The 17668-nt window shown below is 51.1% G+C and carries 18 protein-coding genes; 16 read left to right on the forward strand and 2 right to left on the reverse strand.

The window, feature by feature from the left end:
* Positions 1-8 precede the first annotated feature (8 nt).
* The 16 genes from EJQ19_RS21295 to EJQ19_RS21370 all read left to right on the forward strand — a co-directional run bounded on the left by EJQ19_RS21295 (position 9) and on the right by EJQ19_RS21370 (position 16277).
* Positions 9-1262: a M20 family metallo-hydrolase gene (locus tag EJQ19_RS21295; protein WP_126143259.1), complete on the forward strand. Its 1254-nt coding sequence runs from the start codon at positions 9-11 to the stop codon at positions 1260-1262.
* Positions 1263-1311: 49 nt separating this feature from the next.
* Complete coding sequence (locus tag EJQ19_RS21300; protein ID WP_126143260.1) at positions 1312-2688, forward strand: NAD(P)-dependent oxidoreductase; 1377 nt, start codon at positions 1312-1314, stop codon at positions 2686-2688.
* A gap of 448 nt (positions 2689-3136) precedes the next feature.
* Positions 3137-4432 carry an NAD-dependent dihydropyrimidine dehydrogenase subunit PreA gene (gene preA, locus EJQ19_RS21305; RefSeq protein WP_126143261.1) on the forward strand — a complete coding sequence of 432 codons (1296 nt, stop codon included), beginning with the start codon at positions 3137-3139 and terminating at the stop codon, positions 4430-4432.
* A gap of 1 nt (position 4433) precedes the next feature.
* Positions 4434-5867 carry a dihydropyrimidinase gene (hydA, locus tag EJQ19_RS21310; RefSeq protein WP_126143262.1) on the forward strand — a complete coding sequence of 478 codons (1434 nt, stop codon included), beginning with the start codon at positions 4434-4436 and terminating at the stop codon, positions 5865-5867.
* Positions 5860-6075, forward strand: a complete 216-nt coding sequence (locus EJQ19_RS21315) for a hypothetical protein (RefSeq protein ID WP_126143263.1) — start codon at positions 5860-5862, stop codon at positions 6073-6075. Before hydA ends, EJQ19_RS21315 begins: the two co-directional genes overlap by 8 nt.
* A gap of 87 nt (positions 6076-6162) precedes the next feature.
* Positions 6163-7605, forward strand: coding sequence for a CoA-acylating methylmalonate-semialdehyde dehydrogenase (locus EJQ19_RS21320; RefSeq protein WP_126143264.1), 1443 nt, complete (start codon positions 6163-6165; stop codon positions 7603-7605).
* A 369-nt stretch (positions 7606-7974) separates the two neighbouring features.
* Positions 7975-8382 carry a GNAT family N-acetyltransferase gene (locus tag EJQ19_RS21325; protein ID WP_126143265.1) on the forward strand — a complete coding sequence of 136 codons (408 nt, stop codon included), beginning with the start codon at positions 7975-7977 and terminating at the stop codon, positions 8380-8382.
* Between the two features lie 120 nt (positions 8383-8502).
* Positions 8503-8958, forward strand: a complete 456-nt coding sequence (locus EJQ19_RS21330; protein WP_126143266.1) for a DinB family protein — start codon at positions 8503-8505, stop codon at positions 8956-8958.
* Positions 8959-9012: 54 nt separating this feature from the next.
* The gene (locus EJQ19_RS21335) at positions 9013-9654 is read left to right on the forward strand and encodes an HAD family hydrolase (protein WP_126143267.1); all 642 of its coding nucleotides are present in this window, start codon (positions 9013-9015) and stop codon (positions 9652-9654) included.
* Positions 9655-9957: 303 nt separating this feature from the next.
* On the forward strand, positions 9958-10437 hold the full coding sequence (locus EJQ19_RS21340; RefSeq protein WP_241243033.1) for a VanZ family protein: 480 nt from the start codon (positions 9958-9960) through the stop codon (positions 10435-10437).
* 157 nt (positions 10438-10594) lie between these two features.
* The gene (locus EJQ19_RS21345) at positions 10595-10897 is read left to right on the forward strand and encodes a Dabb family protein (RefSeq protein ID WP_126143269.1); all 303 of its coding nucleotides are present in this window, start codon (positions 10595-10597) and stop codon (positions 10895-10897) included.
* Between the two features lie 338 nt (positions 10898-11235).
* Positions 11236-13836, forward strand: a complete 2601-nt coding sequence (gene ppsA / locus EJQ19_RS21350; RefSeq protein WP_126143270.1) for a phosphoenolpyruvate synthase — start codon at positions 11236-11238, stop codon at positions 13834-13836.
* Between the two features lie 126 nt (positions 13837-13962).
* A complete protein-coding gene (locus EJQ19_RS21355; RefSeq protein ID WP_126143271.1) occupies positions 13963-14613 on the forward strand; it encodes an SGNH/GDSL hydrolase family protein in 651 nt (216 codons plus the stop codon).
* A 178-nt stretch (positions 14614-14791) separates the two neighbouring features.
* Entirely contained in the window at positions 14792-15112 is a 321-nt protein-coding gene (locus EJQ19_RS21360; protein WP_126143272.1) for a hypothetical protein, read from the forward strand.
* A 41-nt stretch (positions 15113-15153) separates the two neighbouring features.
* On the forward strand, positions 15154-15888 hold the full coding sequence (locus tag EJQ19_RS21365) for an MBL fold metallo-hydrolase (protein WP_126143273.1): 735 nt from the start codon (positions 15154-15156) through the stop codon (positions 15886-15888).
* A 41-nt stretch (positions 15889-15929) separates the two neighbouring features.
* Entirely contained in the window at positions 15930-16277 is a 348-nt protein-coding gene (locus EJQ19_RS21370; protein ID WP_126143274.1) for a VOC family protein, read from the forward strand.
* Between the two features lie 193 nt (positions 16278-16470).
* Here EJQ19_RS21370 and EJQ19_RS21375 read toward each other — a convergent pair whose 3' ends face one another.
* The gene (locus EJQ19_RS21375) at positions 16471-17133 is read right to left on the reverse strand and encodes a zf-HC2 domain-containing protein (protein ID WP_126143275.1); all 663 of its coding nucleotides are present in this window, start codon (positions 17131-17133) and stop codon (positions 16471-16473) included.
* The gene (locus tag EJQ19_RS21380; protein ID WP_126143276.1) at positions 17118-17618 is read right to left on the reverse strand and encodes an RNA polymerase sigma factor; all 501 of its coding nucleotides are present in this window, start codon (positions 17616-17618) and stop codon (positions 17118-17120) included. Before EJQ19_RS21380 ends, EJQ19_RS21375 begins: the two co-directional genes overlap by 16 nt.
* Positions 17619-17668 lie beyond the last annotated feature (50 nt).

The raw sequence follows: 17668 nt of genomic DNA on the forward strand, positions 1-17668 counted from the left end.
AGTTGCCAATGAACAAGCCGTTATCGATTAATACTCCCCGTTTGCATCAGCACATTCAGGCACTTGCTCAAATCGGGAAGCTCGGCGAGACCGGCGTGTGCCGGTTGGCGCTCAGCAAGGAGGACAGAGAAGGCGTCGATCTTGTGCGTTCCTGGATGGAGGAAGCGGGGATGACCACACGCATCGATGCGTTTGCCAATCTGATCGGCGTTTGGAAAGGCCGGAATCCGGAACTGCCGGTGCTGATGCTCGGATCGCATGTCGATTCCCAGCCCTACGGTGGGAGATTCGATGGCGCGATTGGGGTGCTTGGCGCGATCGAAGCCGTACAGACGATGGCCGAGCAAGGGATCGTGCCGGAGCGCGATGTGGAGGTTGTTGCTTTTTGCGATGAGGAGGGCTGCCGATTTAATAAAGGCTTGTTCGGGGTTCGCGGGATGACAGGCAAGTTGGAGCCGGATGAGCTGGAGCGCACGGATAAAAATGGCGTTACGCGACGTCAGGCGTTGCTCGAATTCGGCGTCGATCCGGCGGAGCAGGCCGGTTATGCATTCCAGGCCGGGCGGGTCGGCACTTTTCTCGAGCTGCATATTGAACAAGGGCCGGTACTGGAGGCGATGGATCTCCCGATCGGCATTGTCAGCGGCATTTCCGGGCCGCTATGGCTGACGGTCGAAATGACCGGCTTCGCCGGACATGCCGGCTCGGTGCCGATGGGGATGCGGCGCGATGCGTTGGTTGGAGCGGCCAAGATCATCGTGGCGCTCAATGAGCTCGCCAGCCGGGAACCGGGGGCGCCAACGGTAGGAACGGTCGGCTCGCTGCAGGTGTTTCCGGATTCGCGTAATATTATCCCGGAGAAGGTGGCGTTCACGGTCGATTTGCGCGATATTGATTTGTCCCGCCGCCAAGTGCTGGAGCAGGAGTTGTTTGCTGCTTTGGAGCGCGTTGCAGATGAGCACGGACTGGCCTATACCGTTCGCGAGGACACGAACAGCGAACCGCGCTATTGCGCGGATTGGATTAAGCGGACGATGCGTGAAGAGGCGGAAGGCATGGGGATTGCGCCGCCGCCGGAGCTGATGAGCGGACCGTTTCATGATTCGCTGGCGATGTCGTACGTGTGCGATTATGGCATGATTTTTGTTCGCTGTCTGGCCGGTATCTCCCACAATCCGAAGGAGTTTTCGTCTCCGGAAGATATTGCGCTTGGGACGGAGCTGCTGTACAGAACGGCTAGGCGGATTGCGCTGCAGGAATAAAGATATTGACTCGGTAGCATGAAGTAGAGGCAGGGAAGGGGCGCATAGGATGGGATCTTCATGGATTTCTCTCACGGATTTGAAGCGAAACTTTGCGGAAGTGAAGGACGGGATGAAGCCGAAAGAGGCGTTGGAGGAATCTAATCGCTGTTTGTTTTGCTATGACGCGCCTTGTACGCGGGCTTGCCCCAGCGGTATCGACGTGCCGTCGTTCATTAAAAAGATTGCCACCGGCAATCTCAAAGGCTCGGCGCGCACCATTCTGGAAGCGAATCCTGTGGGCGCATCGTGCGCACGCGTATGTCCAACCGAGGAGCTGTGCGAAGGGGCCTGCGTCCTCAATCAGTCGTCCAAGCCTATAGCGATTGGACAGCTCCAGCGGTACGCGACGGATTGGGCGATTGCCCACGATCCGGAGTTGTTTGAGGCCGGACCGAGCAACGGTAGATCCGTTGCCGTGGTCGGCGGCGGCCCCGCCGGGCTGTCGGCCGCTCGTGAGTTGGCGAGGCTCGGCTTCGAGGTCGCCGTCTATGAAGCGAAGCCGCAAGCCGGCGGCTTGGATACGTTCGGTATCGTTTCCTTCCGCTTGCCGGAGGAAATCTCGCTGTGGGAAGTACGCCAGGTGGAACGGCTTGGCGTGACGTTTCATTTGAACATGCGCGTCGGCGTGGACATCAGCAGCGAGGAGCTGCTGAAGCGGTACGACGCCGTGCTGCTTGCCGCCGGCATGGCGCAAGTGCCGATGCTGGGCATTCCGGGCGAGGGGCTGGACGGCGTCCACGATGCGATTGATTTTGTGGAGCGGACAAAAGCGGGGCTTGGCGCTGGCGGCTCACTCGACACGTCGCTCATCGGCAAGCGCGTGGCCGTGATAGGCGCCGGCAACACCGCGATCGATGCGGCGACGTGCTCGGTCCGCCTCGGCGCAGCGGAGGTGGAGATCGTGTACCGGCGCTCGGCAGCGGAGATGACGGCGTATGATTTTGAGTACGAGTTTGCGAAGCAGGATGGGGTACGCTTTCGCTGGCTGACGGCGCCAACGCGAATCGTTGGCGATGCGTCCGGTCGCGTCGTAGCCCTGGAATGCATTCGCATGGAGCTTGTGGATGCGGGCAACGGGCGCAAGCAGCCGAAGCCGGTCGCGGGCTCGGCGTTTGAAATTCCCGTGGACGCGGTGGTGAAAGCGATCGGACAGACGCGGCATCTTGCGCTGATCGAGGCGTTCGGCCTGCAGCATTTGAACGGTACGGTGGTTGTGCAGCCGGCCACCGGCGCAACCTCGCATCCGAAGGTGTTTGCGGCGGGAGATATTCGTTTCGGCGCGGGACAAGGGGAAGCGATGGTCGTCTCCGCTGCGCAGCAGGGGAAGGATGCGGCCTACGCGATCCATGAGCAGCTTCTGAAGGGGCAGGAGGCGTCGGCTTAGTTGCGCCGGGAGGTAAGTTGTAAGGTCGGTCGGTTGCGGGGCGCTGGGAAAGCCCGGGAAGCGGCATTGAGAGCCGCTAGGGGAGTGGAGATTCAGCGGCTGCTCGCGAGCAGGTTCGCGTCTGGAGGATCGTGCAGCCGAGGCCAGTGTAGCGGATCAAAGCCTGCAAAAAGGCAGGTATTTTCCAGAAAACTAGGGTAAAAATGAAAATTCCTGCGTAAAGGCAGGCATTTCGGCTCATTTCACAAGAAAATGGATAAAAAATTGTAAAAAGATGCATATTCGCAGGCATTCCGAATAATCGGAGCTTTTGCAGGGAAATACCTGCTTTTTTGCAGGCTTTTAATGGTCGCCTTGGCTGGAACGGGAGGCGTTGGCTAAGCCACGCTGAGAGCTGCACGAGTGACAAGCTTTTGACTCGATCAAGTACACAGAGGAGGGATCCGGCATGGCGGATTTACGCATCAATCTGGCTGGTATTTCTTCACCGAACCCATTCTGGCTCGCTTCGGCGCCGCCGACGAATACCGGGTATCAGGTACAGCGCGCATTTGAAGCGGGGTGGGGAGGCGCGGTTTGGAAGACGCTCGGCGATCCGATTATCAATACATCGTCGCGTTTTGCGGCGGTTCATTTTAACGGGCAGCGGGTGGCTGGGTTTAACAATATTGAGCTGATTACGGATCGGCCGCTTGAGGTGAATCTGAAAGAAATCTATGAGACCAAGAAGCGGTTCCCCGATCATGCGCTCGTCGTGTCCCTGATGGTGGAGCCAAAGCGTGAGAAGTGGCATGAAATTGTCAAAAAAGTGGAAGCGGTCGGCGTCGATGGGCTGGAGCTGAACTTTGGCTGTCCGCACGGCATGGCGGAACGGGGGATGGGATCAGCCTCCGGACAGCAGCCGGATCTCGTGGAAGCACAGACGATGTGGGCGAAGGAAGCGGCGCAAACGCCGGTCATCGTCAAGCTTACGCCGAATATCACGGATATCACGGCGACGGCGAAAGCGGCGGTGCGCGGAGGCGCTGACGCGATCTCGCTGATCAACACGATCAATTCGCTCGCCGGCGTCGATCTGGATACGTGGAACACCATCCCGCATGTCGGCGGGAAAGGCTCCCACGGCGGCTACTGCGGTCCTGCGGTGAAGCCGATTGCCTTGCACATGGTCGCGGACTGTGCTCGCAATCCGGCGATTACAGTGCCGATCTCCGGGATCGGCGGTGTTTCCTCCTGGCGCGATGCGGTGGAATTTATGCTGATGGGCGCCACAGGCGTGCAGGTGTGCACAGCGGCGATGCATCACGGCTTCCGCATTGTGGAGGACATGATCGACGGATTGAACAATTACCTGGATAGCAAAGGGATTGCCAGTGTGTCCGAGCTGGTTGGCAAATCGGTTCCTAAATATTCGGATTGGGGCCATCTTGACCTCAATTATGCGGTCGTAGCGCGGATCGATACCGAGACGTGCATCTCGTGCAACAAGTGTCACATCGCCTGCGAGGACACGTCCCACCAATGCATCGAGCGTACGGTCGATAGCGGTGGCAAGGCGATTTTACAAGTGAGGGAAGAGGACTGTGTCGGCTGCAACTTGTGCGCGATCGTCTGCCCGGTTGAGGGAGCGATCTCCATGGTGGAGGTAGTGGGAACCGAGCCGCCGATGACTTGGAACGAGCGCCAGACGGTAGTGGCCAAACTCAGTGAGGGTCAAGACGGAAGCAAGAAGGAGGCGATGTAGCATGGCGAAAATCATTCGGGGCGGCACCATTGTGACAGCGTCGGATACATATCAGGGGGATATTAGGATCGAAAATGGGTTGATTACCCAGCTTGGCAAAGGGCTCAGTCAGGAGGGCGCGGAAGTCGTCGATGCTTCGGGACTTTATGTATTTCCCGGCGGGGTCGATCCTCACACCCATCTCGATATGCCGTTCGGAGGAACGGTAACGGCCGACAATTTCGAGACCGGCACAAGGGCGGCAGCGTTCGGCGGGACGACGACGGTTATTGATTTTTGCCTGACGAATAAAGGAAAACCGCTGCGGGAATCCGTGCAAACGTGGCATGCCAAAGCCGAGGGCAAAGCGACCATCGACTATAGCTTCCATTTGATGATCGCAGAGATTACGGATGAGGTGCTGACTGAGCTGCCAGCGATCATTGAGGATGAGGGCATCACTTCGTTCAAAGTGTTCATGGCGTATAAAAATGTGTTTCAAGCCGACGACGGCACCCTCTACCGGACGCTGCTCGAGGCCAAAAAGCATGGTGCGCTCGTCATGGTGCATGCGGAGAACGGCGATGTGATCGATTATTTGATTCGTGAAGCGCTCGAAGCGGGCAACACGGATCCGATCTACCATGCGCTCACCCGACCGTCGATCATTGAAGGGGAGGCGACAGGGCGAGCAGCGAAGCTGACGGCGATGGCGAACTCGCAGCTCTATGTGGTGCACGTGACATGCGAGGAAGCGGTGAAGCAGATTACCGAGGCGCGCAATCAGGGTGTCGACATTTGGGGCGAGACGTGCCCGCAGTATTTGATGCTGGATCAGACGTATTTGGAAAAGCCGGACTTTGAAGGAGCCAAATATGTATGGTCGCCACCGCTTCGACCGAAAGCGCATCAGGAAGCGCTGTGGACGGCACTTAGCAGCGGGCAGCTGCAGACGGTGGGCTCAGATCAGTGTTCGTTTAATTTTAAGGGGCAAAAGGAGCTGGGACGCGGTGATTTCAGCCTCATTCCGAACGGCGGGCCTTGTATCGAGGATCGGTTTTCGATTTTGTTTTCGGAGGGCGTGCGCAAAGGGCGGTTGACGCTCAATCAGTTCGTGGACGTGGTGTCGACGCGGAGTGCGAAGCTGTTCGGCCTATTCCCGCAAAAAGGCACGATCGCCGTCGGCAGCGATGCGGACCTCGTGCTGTTCGACCCGGATGCGGCGCGCACGTTGTCCGTGCAAACGCATCACATGAACGTGGACTACAACCCGTTTGAAGGCATCGCGATTACGGGAGAGCCGGTCAGCGTGCTGTCTCGAGGCGAATTCGTCATCCGTGATAAGCAATTCGTCGGCCAGGCGGGGGCGGGGCAGTATCTCAAGCGGAAGCGGTATCAGGGCGCAGCCTACGCAGGCAGTCCTGCCAAGGCGAACGGAGGTGCCGACCATGTCTGAGTTCGAGCAATTTCAAGCGGAGAAGGAAAAGCTGGACGGCTATGTCGCGCAAAAGTTTCAGATCGTCGGTGTCAAAGAAGATCTGGAGGGCGCTTGGCTCGATCTTGAGCATCCCGGCGGCGAAACGGCTAAGCTACATTTGAAAACGGCGAATGCCCGCAAATATTATGTGAATGTCCTGCTGATGCAGGGGCGCACGAAGCCGTAACGGGGAAGTTTGGGGTGGCGGTTTACGAGAACAGTGCCCAATAGTAACAATTCCTGTGAAGTTTGTGCAGCGGTGAGGAGGGCTGATATGACAGAGGTAAAAAATCTCATTGGCGGCGCCTGGGTGGACGCGGAGGCGGGGCAGCGTCAGGCTGTTTTTGATCCAGCGACGGGGGAGATGATTGCGGAGGTGCCGCTTTCGTCCACATCGGACGTGGACCGGGCGGTTGCCGCTGCGGAAGCCGCTTGGGATGGCTGGCGGCGGACGCCGGTGCCGAAGCGGGCGCGTGTGCTTTTCAGTTATTGGCAGCTTTTGCAGGCGCATGAGCGGGAGCTGGCCGAGCTGATTACACTGGAGAACGGCAAAAGCTACAAAGAAGCGCTCGGCGAAGTGCTGCGCGGCATCGAATGCGTCGAATTTGCCGCCGGTGCGCCGACACACCTGATGGGCGCGACGCTAGCGAACATCTCGGCGGAGATGGACTCGGAGCTGTTCCGCTTCCCGCTCGGCGTCGTGGGCGGCATTACCCCGTTCAATTTCCCGATGATGGTGCCGTGCTGGATGTTCCCGCTGGCGATTGCCTGCGGCAATACGTTTGTCTTGAAGCCGTCCGAACGGACGCCGCTGACGGCGAACAAGCTGGCTTCCTTGCTGCAGGAAGCCGGGCTGCCGGACGGCGTACTGAACGTCGTTCACGGCGCGCACGATGTTGTGAACGGCTTGACGACGCATCCCGCCGTCAAAGCGATCTCGTTTGTCGGGTCGCAGCCCGTCGCCAAGTACGTGTACGAGCGCGCGAGCGCAGCCGGCAAGCGTGTGCAGGCGCTTGCCGGCGCCAAAAACCACCACATCGTCATGCCTGACGCTGTGCCGGACAAAACCGTGGAGAACATTATCATGTCCTCCTTCGGCAGTGCCGGCGAGCGCTGCATGGCGTGCTCGGCCGTGGTTTTGGTCGGCGACGGGGACGCCGTCCTGGAGCCGCTGGTGCGAGCGGCCGAGGGGCTCGTGCTCGGCAGCGGCATGGATGACGGCGTGTCCCTGACGCCGGTCATCCGCGAGGAGCAGCGCGCGCGTATCAGCGGCTGCATCGCGCAAGGCGTCGCCGAGGGCGCGACGCTGCTGCTCGACGGGCGCAAGGCGGCCGCCTGCGCCGGGCCGGGCTACTTCCTCGGCGCGACGCTGTTCGATCATGTCCGGCCGGACATGTCGCTTGCGCGCGAGGAGATTTTCGGGCCGGTGCTGTCGATTCTCCGGGCCGGGAGTTTGGATGAAGCGATAGCGATCGTGAATCAATCGCGTTTCGGCAACTCCGCCGTCATCTATACGGAGAATGCGAAGGCTGTCCGCCAATTCCGCGAGGACGTGGAGGCGGGCATGCTCGGTGTGAACGTGGGGGTGCCGGCGCCGATGGCGTTTTTCCCTTTTTCAGGCTGGAAAGATTCGTTCTACGGTGATTTACATGCTAATGGCAAGGATGGAGTGGAGTTTTATACGAAGAAGAAAATGATAACATCGCGTTATTATTGAGCGCGGGTTAGTATAGCGGCTGTCCTGAGGCGGGGCTTTGGGGCAGTTTTTTCGTGTTTCCTATCCAATCCATAAAATGTAAAATGATGATGGCTACGCTGGCACCTGTCGAGGTTGTGAGGGTGGATTCCTGCGATTATGCAGGAATTTTCCGCAAAAATGGCGTTTTCAGCGAAATGCCTGCGATAAGACAGTTTTTTGGACTGAGTCCGCTTAAAAAGAGGGTTCTCCTCCAAAAATGCCTGCCGAATCGCAGGTATTTCATCGAATCAGGAGGGGCAGGATGGAAATTCCTGCTTATTTGCAGGTTTGGATGTCTTGGTCTGAATGTACGATGCTTGGTTAATTTTGTTCTGAAGGAGTAGTTTTATGAATATTGTTTTCGCATCTGATTCGGATTATGAATACATCAAAGAGCGTGATCATCACATGCTAGAATACCTAATTTTACCGAAAATAAGGCAGAACGAAATTTTCATCTTAAAGAATGATGATTGCGGAAATATTGGATGGATGCGCTACAGTTACTTTTGGGATAATACCCCGTTTATGAATATGCTTTGGATCGATGCTCCTTATCGAAAGAAAGGAACTGGAACAAAGGCAGTTCTCTTTTGGGAGGACGAAATGAAGAGAAACGGGTTTAAACTCTTGATGACCTCAACTTTGGCAAGTGAAGAAGCTCAACACTTTTATAGAAAGTTAGGTTATAGGGACTCGGGCTGCTTATTGCTTGAGGGTGAACCGCTGGAGATTCTGTTAACAAAGAGTCTTTAGCGTAACACTGCTTCCTTATTGTTAAACGAACAGGCAGGATACTTCGAATGAAGTGAGAATAATTAATATTAAAACTGTCATATTTTCAAGTAATCCGTGAGACGAAAAGGGGAAGCCGAAATGAAAACGATTAAGTCAATGATGAATCACCTATACTGGGCGGATGGACGCATCTTGGACGCCCTCGAGGATAGTAAAACGAGAAATAAGGACCTTCTGAAGCTGGCTCGGCACGTCGCGGTTGCGGAACGAGTCTGGCTGTCCCGATTGCAGGGTAAGGGCAGCGCGCAATATTCGTTGTGGGAGGAAGCGGAAGACCTGACGGCGATCCGGACGATGTTCGAAGAAAATGCCGAGCAATATCGCACCTATATCGAAGAGCTTCAGGAAGCCGAGTTGGATGAGATGATCGACTATTCGAACCAGAGCGGGGTTCCGTTCCGAACGTCTGTCCGGGATATCCTGCTGCAGGTCCTCTTACATGGGCAATATCACCGGGGGCAGATCAACCGGGCACTTCGGATCGAATCGGCAGAGCCTGTCCAAGTCGATTACATCACGTTCGCGAGGCTCTAACATCCTGTGGTGGCGATGTAAGGTTGTGGCAACTGACAAAGGAGTACGAAACCATTGAAAAAGTTTATACTCTTCGATCATGATGGAGTTCTGGTTGATACGGAATTCTGGTATTATAAGGCGGGAGAACGCGCTTTGGCTGACATTGGATTTACTTTGGATAAAGATCAATACCTCTGCGATATGACCCAGTCATTGGGCACTTGGTCCCAAGCTAGGGCGGCAGGCATTGATGAACAGATCATCAGCAAGCAGCGAGAGGTCCGCAACATCTATTATCAGGAATATCTAAGAACAGAAGCCATAGAAATTGAAGGCGTAGTTGATACTCTAACCGAACTGTCAAAGTACGTCCGCATGGCCATCGTGACGACTGCAAAGCGTGCGGATTTTCAACTTATTCATGAAAAGCGCCAGATTACACAATTCATGGAATTCGTCCTTGTACGCGAAGACTATGAGCACACCAAGCCGCACCCCGAACCATACTTGACCGGACTAAAGCGCTTCGGAGCTATCAAAGAAGAGACCCTGGTTGTTGAGGATTCAAATAGAGGGCTAAACTCCGCTGTGGCGGCTGGTATCGATTGTGCTATTGTCCATAATGATTTCACAAAAACACACGACTTCTCACAGGCCAGCTATCGAATCAAGACTCTGATTGAACTTAAGGACATTATTCTGTATACAAAATGAGAGAATATTCGTCAGCGTGTCCCTTACTCACTTTAAAAGTGAAGATCGGTGCCGGCGGCGCGGACTCATTTGGGATGAGGCCAATTAACAATTTTGCAGAAGTTAAAAATCTAGCAAAGTTAGATAGCTAAGGCAGCCTAGTTGGCGTATGGGGAGCAATAGAATGGGTGATCATCAAGGACAATTTGAAAGATGGGAGGACCTCAATGCATTTAAATGAAACCGGAGATTATTATGAATAAACGAGAACGAATTACAACTATTTTCTTATATAGTGTGTTCATTTGTTACATAGTTTTTTTGATGAAATTATTGATCTTATCAAGAGTTTCGTTTCTGGAAATATTTAGTAACCAAAGGACGTTCCACAGGTCAATCAATCTTATTCCTTTTAATAGTATAGGGGAATATATATTTAGTAGTTCGATGACGATAAAAAACTTCGCTTTTAGTAATGTTGTTGGTAATATCCTTATTTTTATTCCTCTCGGTACTTATTTGTTATTATTCAAAGAGAACAAAAGAGTAACAACCAATCTATTGATCATATTCTTTGTAAGTTTATCTGTTGAAATAATTCAGGGGCTTTTAGGCATCGGAGCATCAGACATTGATGATATCATTTTAAATGGTTTGGGTGGCTTGATTGGGATTTTGGGGTATAAGTTATTAGCGTTTCTATTACGTGATGAGAAAAAAGTACGTACCGTGATCACACTACTATCTGCACTAGGATTACCTGTAATCTTCTACTTGTTATTCATGATCAGATTACGTTTATAGATCCTCCAAGAAGACACCTTACAGAATGTAACGTAATGAGGCGAAAGGAGGAAGTAGGGATGATCCGCTATCCTAAATAGAACTGCCGCCGTTTTTCAATAATTTTTGCCATAAGCGAAAACTGAACACATTCTTTAGAAGAAGGGAAAAACGACAAATGAATCCAGCAACCATTCGTCACATGGTCATTTTTAATCTGAAACATCCGAAAGGTTCACTAGAAGCGGAGAAATTTCTAGAGGACGGAAAAAATATATTATCTTCCATTTCCGTTGTACAGAAATTTGAAGTTTTCCGTCAAGTTAGTAAAAAGAACGATTTTGATTACGGGTTTTCCATGGAATTTTCTAGTCAAGCGGACTATGATGCGTATAATGAGAATCCGCTTCATGTAATGTTTGTTGAGCAACGTTGGCAGGTGGAAGTAGAACGGTTTCTGGAGATTGATTTTCAAGCATAAATCAATAATTTAACTTGAAAGTGTATCTTGGCGATGGAACCGAACCATTGCTTTACAATTATTTTTGGGGTAGGGCTGTTTTATTTTCGCCGTGAGCACATGGGACCCGAGAGGGAGCTAAAATTGTAGTTGTCTAACTTGGGTTTCACTAAAAAAGAACCTCGACAAAAATTGTCGGGTTCTTCGTATTGCACATCCATAGGCACGATGATATAATCAATTCACGTCCGTCTAACTGATAAATAGACATAAGTAATTCATCTTACAATTTAATTTTATCATGACGGTAAGCTCATTGTCAAATGGTTTTTCAAATTTCATGGTTAGGGGAGATAGGAATGCGTGATTTGGTTCTCAGCTTTCAGGAAATGGATAAATCGCAGCTAGCGCTCGTCGGTGGAAAAGGGTTGAATTTAGGGGAATTATCTAAGATCCCTGGCATCCAAGTACCTCAAGGATTCTGCGTGACCACAGTCGGCTTTCGAGAAGCCATCGCCCACAACGAAGCGTATCATGGCTTGTTGAAGCAGCTAGCAGTTTTGAATGCAGAAGATCGAGAGCGGATTGCGGAAATCAGCGGGAAGATTCGCCAAATCATTACCGAAGCCGCAATTCCTTCCGATGCTGTGGAGTCCGTTACGCACTATCTCTCGCAATTTGGCGAGGAGCATGCTTACGCGGTTCGTTCCAGCGCGACTGCTGAAGATTTGCCGCATGCTTCATTCGCGGGTCAGCAAGATACCTTTTTAAATATAATCGGCCGCGACGCCATTTTGAAGCATATCAGCCAATGTTGGGCTTCGCTATTTACGGATCGTGCAGTTATTTATCGCATGCAAAATGGATTCGATCACAGTCAAGTATATGTATCCGTCATCGTTCAAAAAATGGTATTCCCTCAGGCTTCGGGGATTGTCTTTACCGCGGATCCCATGACCTCGAACCGAAAGCTGCTCTCCATCGATGCCGGTTACGGCCTCGGCGAAGCGCTGGTCTCCGGCTTGGTCTCTGCCGATTCTTATCAAGTAAGGGATGGGAAGATTGTCAATAAGCGAATCGCAACGAAGAAATTGGCGATCTACGGACGGCAAGGAGGAGGAACTGAGATTCGGGAGCTTGATGCTGAACAGCAAATAGCGCAAACCCTTACCGAGCCGCAAATTATACAGTTGGCGCAGCTTGGAAGACAGATCGAAGCGCATTTTGGCAGCCCGCAGGATATAGAATGGTGTCTGGCGGATGATCAATTTTATATTGTTCAGAGCCGGCCGATTACGACGTTATTTCCGATCCCGGGAGCGAAGGATGGCGAGAATCACGTCTATATCTCCGTTGGGCATCAACAAATGATGACCGATCCGATCAAGCCATTGGGATTGTCGATGTACCTGTTAACGACGTCTGCTCCAATGAAGAACGCAGGCGGGAGGCTTTTTGTCGACGTCACACCTATGCTGGCTTCGCCTACCAATAGAGAAACTCTTTTAAATATGTCAGGACAGTCAGATCCCCTTATCAAAGATGCCTTGATGACGATTGTAGAACGTGAGGATTTTATCAAAGTGCTGCCGGATGCTCAAACAGCGCCGATGCCGAACAGAAATAATACGGATATGCTTGCGCAATTTGACGAAGATCCGTCCCTTGTATCTGAGTTGATCAGCCTCAACCAAGACTCGATTGAAGCGTTAAAAAGGAGCATTCAAACGAAATCTGGAGTAGCTCTATTTGATTTTATTGCAGAAGATCTGGAGCAGTCCAAAAAGGTGTTATTTGAACCGCGAAGTATTCGTATCATTATGGCGGGAATGAATGCCGCGGCTTGGCTCAACCAAAACATGAAGGGATGGCTGGATGAAAATGCGGCTGCCGATACGCTTGCGCAATCTGTCACGGGCAATATTACTTCGCAAATGGGCCTTGCACTTATGGATGTTGCAGATCGGATTCGTCCTTACCCGGAAGTTATTGCGTATTTACAACATGTCCGGGAGGCAACCTTCTGGGAAGACCTGGCGCAATTGGATGGAGGTCAGGAAGCCGTCGACGCCATTACCGACTATCTCAGCCTTTATGGTATGCGCTGTCCCGGTGAAATTGATATGACCAGAACGCGTTGGGTCGAAAAACCGACAGCGCTTGTTCCCATGATTTTGACGAATATTAAAGTCTTCGAGCCGAATGCCGGTAAACGGAAATTTGAGAAAGGCCGGCAGGAGGCTTTGGAGAAAGAACAGACGTTATTAGCACGATTGCGGCAATTGCCAGACGGGGAGGACAAAGCTGCGGAAACAAAACGCATCATCGACATCCTCCGGAATTTCAGCGGTTATCGCGAATATCCCAAGTATGGGATGGTGAACCGTTATTTCATCTATAAACAGGCTTTGTTGAAGGAGGCGGAGCGACTCGTACAAGCCGGCATTCTTCACGAGAGCGAAGATATGTACTATCTTTTTTTCGAAGAGCTTCGTGAAGTTGTGCGAACCAAGCAAGTTGACTACGGGATCATTTCACAGCGGAAAGATGACTACAGGTTATATGACAAATTAACGCCGCCGCGTGTGATCACGTCGGATGGCGAAATCGTGGCAGGCAAGTACAAGCGAGAGAATTTGCCGGTGGATGCAATTGTTGGTCTGCCTGTTTCATCGGGTGTGATCGAGGGAAGAGCGCGCGTCATCCTCAACATGGCAGAGGCTGATTTGGAAGACGGGGACATCCTCGTCACGACGTTTACCGATCCAAGCTGGACGCCGTTGTTTGTCTCAATCAAAGGTCTGGTCACGGAAGTTGGCGGCTTGATGACACATGGCGCGGTCATTGCGCGTGAATACGGCCTGCCGGCCGTTGTCGGCGTCGAGCATGCGACCACACGAATTCAAGATGGGCAGCGCATTCGTGTGAACGGCACGGAAGGATACATCGAACTTCTGTAACAGCTAGGGACTGCTGCTTTACGGAAATCGGGTATTTTATGGAAAAAGTTTTTGTAGACACATCTCTTATTTATGGCGATTATTATTTTGTTGAGGCTTTATTGAATTTAAAGGAGGACTATGGGCATGCTACTGCAAAAAAATGAAAAATTAATCATGATTGGAGATTCCATCACGGATTGCGAGAGAAAGCGCCCACTTGGAGAAGGATTGTTCGGAGGAATTGGCAAGGGTTATGTTTCGTTGGTGGACGCATTGATACAAAGCACTTATCCAGAGCTGGGCCTCCGGATTATCAATATGGGGATCAGCGGGAACACGGTGCGGGATCTGAAGAACCGTTGGGAAGAAGATGTGGAGAATCTGAAGCCGGACTGGCTCTCCATCATGATCGGCATCAATGATGTATGGCGGCAGTATGATCAGCCGACGATCCGAGAATCTCATGTATACCCTGAGGAGTATGAGGCGACGCTGCGCGAGCTCATCCAGCGTACGAAGCCCCAGGTCAAAGGCATTGTGCTGATGACTCCGTTCTACATCGAGCCCAATCGGGAAGACGCGATGCGGAAGCGGATGGACGAGTACGGGACGATTGTGAAGCGTATCGCGGAAGAGACTGGCTGCTTACTGGTAGATACGCAGGCTGCATTTGAGTCGGTGCTGCGCGACATTTACCCGGCTACCTTGGCCTGGGATCGTGTGCATCCGTCTGCGGTGGGGCATATGGTGCTTGCCAAGGCGTTTCTCGCTGCAGTCGGGTATGAGTATCAGTAGTTCGAACGTGAAGTATTAGCGTGAATGGGCGATCAGCCGGGCGTATGTTCGGCTGGTTTTTGCGTTTGAGGGTTTGAGGAAGGGAACGCTTTCCATGGGAAAGACGGATGTGCTATAATGCTCACTGTTCAAAATGAGGTTATACAAAATAGCTTACATGGAACAGGAGATGGACGAGATGGCTTTCGGAATATCCAGACATGAACTGAATGCATGGAAAAGCAAATGCCAACAGGGGGAAATCGCTTTTTTGACCCATTACTGGGTAGAATCTCGCTTTCCAGGAATAAAGACGATTACTAAAGTGGGCTGTTGCAATCTGGAAATATTGAAGGACTGGTGCTTGGCCAACGGTTTGGATCCAGCTTACCTACATCTTCGTGATGAATATCCACACTACGACCTAATAGGCAACAAGCAAATTGAAATCCTAAAGAAAGAACATTTGACCGAACAACTACTCAGATTCAAGCTTGGCGAGACCATTAAACCTATTTAACTTGGTCAATACATCAAAAAGTGAGAGGATGTATCACCGAAATGAAATTAAGAGTCATTGGGCGATGGGGCGCTTATCCAAAAGCGGGGGAAGCCACTTCAGGCTATCTAGTAGAAATAGGAAATCATAAAATTTTACTCGATTGTGGCAGCGGTGTATTGTCAGCTCTACAGAAATTTATTGAATTAAGAGAACTAACATGTGCCTTTCTGTCTCATCGCCATTTTGATCATATGGCAGACTTAGGTTGCCTTCAATATGCATGTTTAATTGATATGGATCTTCAACTTAGGGATAGGCCCCTGAGGCTGTTAACTTCAGTGGAGGCTGAGGAGGGATGGTCAATTCCTGTCATGAAAGGCACATATGAAACAGGTGTGAACGAGAGTGCTGCTGTTACATTTGAGGATGGCCTAACTTTAGCATTCTTCCGTACAAATCATGAGGGTTATTGTTTAGGCGTTAGGGTTGAATTTGAGGGGAAAGTATTGGTATATACTGCTGATACACGATACGATGAGACACTTGTCCCTTACCTCAAAGACGCAGATCTCCTGATTACTGAATCTTCTTTTTATTCAGATTTTAATGCAGCTCAGTATGGCCATATGAATGCGCATGAGGCAGGGAGACTAGCTGCGATGGCAGGTGTAAAGAAACTGCTGTTGTCGCATTTTCCTCATTTTGGAGATATTCAAGTAATGAAAGATGAAGCTTCTGTTATGTTCGATGGCGATATACTTTTAGCGGAATTCGGAATGCAAGTCGAAATTTAACGTGTGAAAAAAATCATGACGACAGATAGGAGTTAGAAGCGATGATCAAAGGGTTCGGAGGCATTTTTTGGAGAACTAAGAATCTGGAAGCTGTTAAAAAGTGGTACAGTGAAGTTCTGCAGATTGAAATCGGAGATTGGAATGGGGCTGTGATCCAGCCTCAGTCAGGAAATGAGACGATCTTTTCTTTCTTTACCGAGCAGGACCGTTATTTTCCAACAGAACAACAAGTCATGTTAAATTTCCAGGTTCATGACTTAAATGAGACGTTGAAGCATCTTGAACATCTTGGAGTCCCTCTTGCAAAGCAAAAAGAGGAGGGGGATTTTGGCAAATTTATTTGGATTGAAGATCCTGAAGGACGTCTAATCGAGCTCTGGGAAAAGTAAGCGGCAGGAAGTAGAACGCCGCGGCAGAGGTACGGTGCAGCCAAGTTCGATAGTTTAAGCATTGTTGCGACTGTATCGGAAGATCAATCAGGAAGAAATCATTACACATACAAAACACGCAGTAGCGTTGGCCCAGGGAAGTGCCAACGCTTTTTGTTTTTATACAACCCTTTAAGAAGAGCGAACCTTCGTTTTATCTTCCGAGATACTTTTGGTATGCGGCTTCTTGTTCGGCGGTGGCTTGCGGAATTGTCATGCCTTTTTCCCAAATAGTGATCCTGTCATCCTTATTGATCCCTTCGAAATAGATCCCAGTCTTCTCTTGGTTCGTCTTCGTATTCTTAGTGGACAACCAGCTCTCGGGCATGGTGACCGCGCTTTCTTTCTCCTTGGTAAACAATTGTCGATGCTCGAAAATTCGATATACCTCCGTATGCCCGTTGCCATGGGTGGAAACACGGCTTACAAAACCTTTCACATTGGCGGTGATGCGATAATGAATCGTGCCATCTTGGGTCTGAAACACTTCGCCGATCTTCGCCTCGCTGGCAGGAACCGGAAAATCTCTCGTTCCGAAGAGAAAATAGGCGCCAATCAGGAGCGCGACGGCAATCGTGACGCTGGTACCTGCGATGATCAATTGTCTTCGCTTCACTTTTTTCAGAAAGTTGATGTGCTTTGGAGGCACAACTTTAATCTCTTGCGAATCGCGCGTCATTTGCTCCAAGACTTTCCTGCATTCACCACAGGTCGCAAGATGTTCTTGAATGGACGTATTCGTAATATCGCTAGTTAGTCCCTCAATATAGTTCGGTAAAAGATCTTGAACGATCTGGCAATTTAATCTTGGTTCCATTCGGATCTTCCTTTCGACATTTTTTGTTTCCCACGGTAGAAGGTGACCCTCGCCCAATTCTCACTCTGCCCAAGAATGTCCCCGATTTCGCCAAAGCTCAGCTCACCAGAGAGACGGAGATACATGACTTCTTTGGTCTTCGCATCCAATTGCTGAAGTGATCGGAACATAGCGAGCTTCTCCTCGTTCAGCAAAACATCCTTCTCCATATTCCCGGCAGCGGGGAGGGGGGGCTCCATCTCTTCTAAGGAGATGGACGGTTTTTTTTTATTCTTGTTCAGCTCTTTATACCACGCTCGCTTTGCGATTTGACATAACCAAACGGATAGTTTGCACTCGCCTCGAAATTGATGGATGGTCTTCATTGCCTGGTAGAACGTTTCCTGAGTCAACTCCTCGGATAGATCAGCGTTTTGGGTAATGCTGTATAAGTACCTATAAACGGTTTGAGCATAGTTCTCGTAGAGCTGCTCCATACTTTCCATCGATTCACCTCCCATAATATAAGTAGCGATAATGGAGATTTCGTTACAGT

Source organism: Paenibacillus whitsoniae, from assembly GCF_003955665.1.
GTDB lineage: Bacteria > Bacillota > Bacilli > Paenibacillales > NBRC-103111 > Paenibacillus_E > Paenibacillus_E whitsoniae.

What these genes read in the sequence shown, in the direction of transcription:
- EJQ19_RS21355 (WP_126143271.1), top strand. Translation starts at nt 13,963, where the DNA reads ATGCTACTGCAAAAAAATGAAAAATTAATCATGATTGGAGATTCCATC.
- EJQ19_RS21380 (WP_126143276.1), bottom strand. Translation starts at nt 17,618, where the DNA reads ATGGAAAGTATGGAGCAGCTCTACGAGAACTATGCTCAAACCGTTTAT.
- EJQ19_RS21315 (WP_126143263.1), top strand. Translation starts at nt 5,860, where the DNA reads ATGTCTGAGTTCGAGCAATTTCAAGCGGAGAAGGAAAAGCTGGACGGC.
- EJQ19_RS21330 (WP_126143266.1), top strand. Translation starts at nt 8,503, where the DNA reads ATGAAAACGATTAAGTCAATGATGAATCACCTATACTGGGCGGATGGA.
- EJQ19_RS21340 (WP_241243033.1), top strand. Translation starts at nt 9,958, where the DNA reads ATGAAATTATTGATCTTATCAAGAGTTTCGTTTCTGGAAATATTTAGT.
- EJQ19_RS21295 (WP_126143259.1), top strand. Translation starts at nt 9, where the DNA reads ATGAACAAGCCGTTATCGATTAATACTCCCCGTTTGCATCAGCACATT.
- EJQ19_RS21370 (WP_126143274.1), top strand. Translation starts at nt 15,930, where the DNA reads ATGATCAAAGGGTTCGGAGGCATTTTTTGGAGAACTAAGAATCTGGAA.
- EJQ19_RS21360 (WP_126143272.1), top strand. Translation starts at nt 14,792, where the DNA reads ATGGCTTTCGGAATATCCAGACATGAACTGAATGCATGGAAAAGCAAA.
- EJQ19_RS21300 (WP_126143260.1), top strand. Translation starts at nt 1,312, where the DNA reads ATGGGATCTTCATGGATTTCTCTCACGGATTTGAAGCGAAACTTTGCG.
- EJQ19_RS21365 (WP_126143273.1), top strand. Translation starts at nt 15,154, where the DNA reads ATGAAATTAAGAGTCATTGGGCGATGGGGCGCTTATCCAAAAGCGGGG.
- EJQ19_RS21325 (WP_126143265.1), top strand. Translation starts at nt 7,975, where the DNA reads ATGAATATTGTTTTCGCATCTGATTCGGATTATGAATACATCAAAGAG.
- EJQ19_RS21320 (WP_126143264.1), top strand. Translation starts at nt 6,163, where the DNA reads ATGACAGAGGTAAAAAATCTCATTGGCGGCGCCTGGGTGGACGCGGAG.
- preA (WP_126143261.1), top strand. Translation starts at nt 3,137, where the DNA reads ATGGCGGATTTACGCATCAATCTGGCTGGTATTTCTTCACCGAACCCA.
- EJQ19_RS21345 (WP_126143269.1), top strand. Translation starts at nt 10,595, where the DNA reads ATGAATCCAGCAACCATTCGTCACATGGTCATTTTTAATCTGAAACAT.
- hydA (WP_126143262.1), top strand. Translation starts at nt 4,434, where the DNA reads ATGGCGAAAATCATTCGGGGCGGCACCATTGTGACAGCGTCGGATACA.
- EJQ19_RS21375 (WP_126143275.1), bottom strand. Translation starts at nt 17,133, where the DNA reads ATGGAACCAAGATTAAATTGCCAGATCGTTCAAGATCTTTTACCGAAC.
- ppsA (WP_126143270.1), top strand. Translation starts at nt 11,236, where the DNA reads ATGCGTGATTTGGTTCTCAGCTTTCAGGAAATGGATAAATCGCAGCTA.